The organism is Ruminococcus sp. 1001713B170207_170306_F1 (assembly GCF_015668065.1).
Lineage (GTDB): Bacteria > Bacillota > Clostridia > Lachnospirales > Lachnospiraceae > Blautia_A > Blautia_A faecis.
Genome location: NZ_JADPEX010000054.1, coordinates 1 through 4,140 on the forward strand (window position 1 = coordinate 1; position 4,140 = coordinate 4,140).

A 4,140-nucleotide genomic window follows, 5' to 3' on the forward strand; every position below is an offset into this window, starting at 1 on the left:
CTGTTGATGGAAGCATTATACTACATTGGGACATTTTCCTTTATGGTATATTAGGACATTATCATAAATGGTTCATAACTTTATAATTTCCCTTTTCCCCCTCTTGACATCCGCTACAAACAAGAGTAATATGAACTACAACGCAATGGCGCGTTAGTGTGATAACGCCGCTATTGCATTTTTTTTTACCTCAAAATGAGGAAACACATAGGCAAAAGCTGGATGTGCAGTGATTAATGAGATTAACCAAGAGGAGGAAACAAACATGAAAAAGAGTTGTTTATGGAGAAAAATGACAAGTGGTCTTATGGCAGCAGCCGTTACTGTAACTGCAATGCCGGGACTTGGACTTACAATGGTACAGGCAGAAGAGAAGAAAACATTAAAGGTAGCAATGGAGTGCAGCTATGCACCATACAACTGGACACAGCCCGATGATTCCAACGGAGCAGTTCCGATTTCCGGAAGCTCTGATTACGCATATGGCTACGATGTTATGATGGCAAAGAAAATCTGCGACGAGCTGGGCTACGATCTGGAGATCGTAAAGCTTGACTGGGATTCCCTGGTACCAGCTGTTCAGTCTGGAAAGGTTGACTGTGTAATCGCAGGTCAGTCCATTACATCCGAACGTCAGCAGATGGTAGATTTCACAGAGCCATATTACTATGCATCCATTATTACCCTGGTAAAAAGTGACGGCGATTATGCAGATGCAAAAAGTGTGGCAGATCTGAAGGGTGTTACCTGTACTTCCCAGCAGAACACTATCTGGTATGATTCCTGCCTGCCGCAGATTGAAGACGCAAACATCCTTCCTGCACAGGAAAGTGCACCGGCCATGCTGGTTGCCCTGGAATCCGGAAAATGTGACGCCGTTGTAACGGATATGCCTACCGGAATGGCTGCATGCGTAGCTTATCCGGATTTCAAGCTTCTTGATTTCTCCGGCACAGACGGTGATTTTGAAGTATCCGACGAAGATATTAACATCGGTATTTCCGTACAGAAAGGCAACACTGAGCTTCTGGATGCCTTAAACAGCGTGCTGGATAAAATGACAGAGGACGATTACACCGAAATGATGGACGAGGCAATTTCCGTACAGCCACTGTCTGAGTGATGAAACTGCTCGACCTGTGAAACATAAAGTATAAAATACATGTCCGGGTATGAATTTAATAAAAAGATATGTGTGAAGAATTCCGAACAGACATGTACATATGTAAGATAGGAGATAAAAACTATGCTTCCTGAAACCTTCTGGGGCCGGATCCAGTATCTGCTCCAGCAATACGGCGCCTCCTTTTTATCAGGAGCCGGAAATACAATGATCATAGCCATTGTAGGCACCTTTTTAGGGTGCCTTATTGGCTTTATAGTTGGAATTATTCAAACAATTCCTGTAGATAAACGGGACTCCGCCGTTAAAAAGACACTGGTTGGATTTCTCAAATTTATTATGGCATGCTACGTGGAATTTTTCCGTGGCACCCCAATGATGGTACAGGCCATGTTTATCTATTACGGAAGTGCTTACCTGTTCAATATCAACATGTCCATGTGGTTTGCGGCATTTTTCGTAGTATCTATCAATACCGGAGCCTACATGGCAGAAACCGTCCGAGGCGGAATCCTTTCTGTTGACGAAGGTCAGACAGAAGCTGCAAAAGCAATCGGAATGACGCATGTACAGACTATGATGAACGTAATCCTTCCACAGGCATTGCGCAACATCATGCCTCAGATTGGCAACAACCTGATCATCAATATCAAGGATACCTGCGTTCTTTCCATTATTGGAATTGTAGAACTTTTCTACACAACAAAAGGCGTAGCCGGAGCCTATTATACTTACTTTGAATCCTTTACCATCGCTATGGTAATGTACTTTATCCTTACTTTTGTATGCTCCAGACTGCTCCGCTTGCTGGAACACAAGATGGAAGGTCCGCAGAATTATGACCTTGCCACAACGGATACACTGGCTCACACAAGTGGTCTGTATTCCTACCCTAAGAAGAAGGAGGAGAAATGATCATGAGTGAAAAAATCCTTGAAGTCAAGCATCTGGGAAAAGCATTTGGCAGCAATCAGGTACTGAGAGATATTGATTTTTCCGTAAGCCCGGGAGATGTGACGTGTATTATCGGACCGTCCGGTTCTGGTAAATCCACGCTTCTTCGCTGCCTGAATATGCTGGAAACTCCATCCACCGGAGAAATCAATTATCATGGAACTGACATCACCAGTAAGAACGTAAACGTTTCGGAATACCGTTCAAAGGTAGGTATGGTGTTCCAGAATTTTAACCTTTTTAACAACATGACTGCTCTGAAAAACTGCACCGTAGGTCAGGTAAAGGTTTTGAAAAAGAGCAAAGAAGAGGCAGAGAAAAAAGCTTTGTATTATCTGGAAAAAGTAGGTATGGCGCCGTACATCAACGCCAAACCCAAACAGCTTTCCGGAGGTCAGAAACAGCGTGTGGCAATCGCAAGAGCCCTTGCCATGGAGCCGGAAATTCTTCTTTTCGACGAGCCAACCTCCGCGCTGGATCCCCAGATGGTAGGCGAGGTTCTGGAGGTTATGAGAGACCTTGCACACGAAGGCCTGACCATGATCATCGTCACCCATGAGATGGCATTTGCCCGTGACGTTTCCAAGCGTGTAATCTTCATGGCAAATGGCGTTATCGTAGAAGACAGACCGCCGAAGGAACTGTTTGAGAATTCGAAAGACCCGCTGACAAAAGATTTCCTGAGCCGCTTCCGCAATGCATGAGCCGGAAAGTCGCTTTGCAGATGGGGATTCTGCATTTTTTATCCTTACTTCAATAAGTTAATGTTCACAGTGGCGGTAAATGTGTGCTATACTGGACAATAGATTGGGAAGCTACTGAGAAATTTTATATTTAACCGTAATTGAATTAAGGAGAATCCATGATTGAAATAGGAAAAAAACAGAAGCTTATTGTGGCAAAGACCGTAGATTTCGGTGTTTACCTTGCAGAAGATAAAAATGCAGGCCAGGAAGACAGAGTACTTCTTCCAGCCAAACAGGTTCCGGAAGGAACCAGAGAGGGCGATGCACTGGATGTATTTATTTACAAGGATTCCAGGGACCGTCTTATTGCAACCACCAGAGAACCACTTCTTCAGGTTGGACAGACTGCTGTTCTGAAAGTGCTTCAGGTAACCAAGATCGGTGCATTCCTGGATTGGGGCTTAGAGAAAGACCTGCTCCTTCCATACCATGAGCAGACCAGCCGTGTGCGGGAAGGACAGGAGTGCCTGGTAGCCCTTTATGTAGATAAGAGCAGCCGTCTCTGCGCCACCATGAAGGTATACCATTACCTTTCTACCAGAACCCCATATGTAACAGGTGATTCCGTAAAAGGGCGTGTCTACGAGATCAGCGATCGTTTCGGTGTTTTTGTAGCTGTTGATGACAAATATTCCGCCCTGATCCCAGCCAGAGAAGCCAGCGGCAAATACCGCCCGGGCGAAGTCCTCGACCTTCGCGTTTCTGAGGTGAAAGAGGATGGCAAGATGAACGTCACAGACCGTCAGAAAGCCTACATCCAGATTAACGAAGATGCCGAGAGCGTCCTTAGCATAATCGAAGAATTCGCCGGCGTCCTCCCCTTCGATGACAAAGCCTCACCAGAAGTGATCAAACGCGAATTCGGTCTCAGCAAGAATGCCTTTAAACGTGCTGTGGGACACCTTCTGAAAGAAGGGAAGATTGAGATTAAGGACAAACGCATCTACAAGAAATAATGGAATCTGATACACCCTTTATTGGAAAATAATAAAACCTGCATACCATATTGGAATACCCAAAATATGGTATGCAGGTTTTTTCTCTAAAACACGAACGGGTGTTTACCGGGGCTTGAACTTGTGTTAAACTATTTATTAATCATACTTGCTATTTAATTGGTTGGTCGTTATCCCGGACGCGATTTCACAATGTATATTCACCGCCGCGCGTCGCAACGTTCTGGCAAGCTAATGACTAACTACGACTAAGACGCTCAGGAGAACCTTCGCGCCTAAGTCTTCGTAAGTCATGGATCTCGCCTCCACTAAAACCGCTCCTGAAATGCGCGGCTTGCGAATATACATTGCAAAATCGCTG

Annotated in this window: 4 protein-coding genes; all 4 read left to right on the plus strand. The window is 44.9% G+C overall.

From position 1 onward, the window contains the following. The first annotated feature begins 265 nt into the window (after positions 1–265). The 4 genes from I4V84_RS19310 (at position 266) to I4V84_RS19325 (ending at position 3,779) form a co-directional block, all read left to right on the plus strand. Positions 266–1,123: a transporter substrate-binding domain-containing protein gene (locus I4V84_RS19310; RefSeq protein ID WP_195993180.1), complete on the plus strand. Its 858-nt coding sequence runs from the start codon at positions 266–268 to the stop codon at positions 1,121–1,123. A 123-nt stretch (positions 1,124–1,246) separates the two neighbouring features. Continuing rightward, positions 1,247–2,038, plus strand: coding sequence for an amino acid ABC transporter permease (locus tag I4V84_RS19315; RefSeq protein ID WP_173774038.1), 792 nt, complete (start codon positions 1,247–1,249; stop codon positions 2,036–2,038). Next, positions 2,038–2,781, plus strand: a complete 744-nt coding sequence (locus I4V84_RS19320; protein WP_272113713.1) for an amino acid ABC transporter ATP-binding protein — start codon at positions 2,038–2,040, stop codon at positions 2,779–2,781. Before I4V84_RS19315 ends, I4V84_RS19320 begins: the two co-directional genes overlap by 1 nt. 158 nt (positions 2,782–2,939) lie before the next feature. Next, positions 2,940–3,779, plus strand: a complete 840-nt coding sequence (locus tag I4V84_RS19325; RefSeq protein WP_173718338.1) for a S1-like domain-containing RNA-binding protein — start codon at positions 2,940–2,942, stop codon at positions 3,777–3,779. The last annotated feature ends 361 nt before the right edge of the window (positions 3,780–4,140 follow it).

What these genes read in the sequence shown, in the direction of transcription:
- I4V84_RS19310 (WP_195993180.1), top strand. Translation starts at nt 266, where the DNA reads ATGAAAAAGAGTTGTTTATGGAGAAAAATGACAAGTGGTCTTATGGCA.
- I4V84_RS19315 (WP_173774038.1), top strand. Translation starts at nt 1,247, where the DNA reads ATGCTTCCTGAAACCTTCTGGGGCCGGATCCAGTATCTGCTCCAGCAA.
- I4V84_RS19325 (WP_173718338.1), top strand. Translation starts at nt 2,940, where the DNA reads ATGATTGAAATAGGAAAAAAACAGAAGCTTATTGTGGCAAAGACCGTA.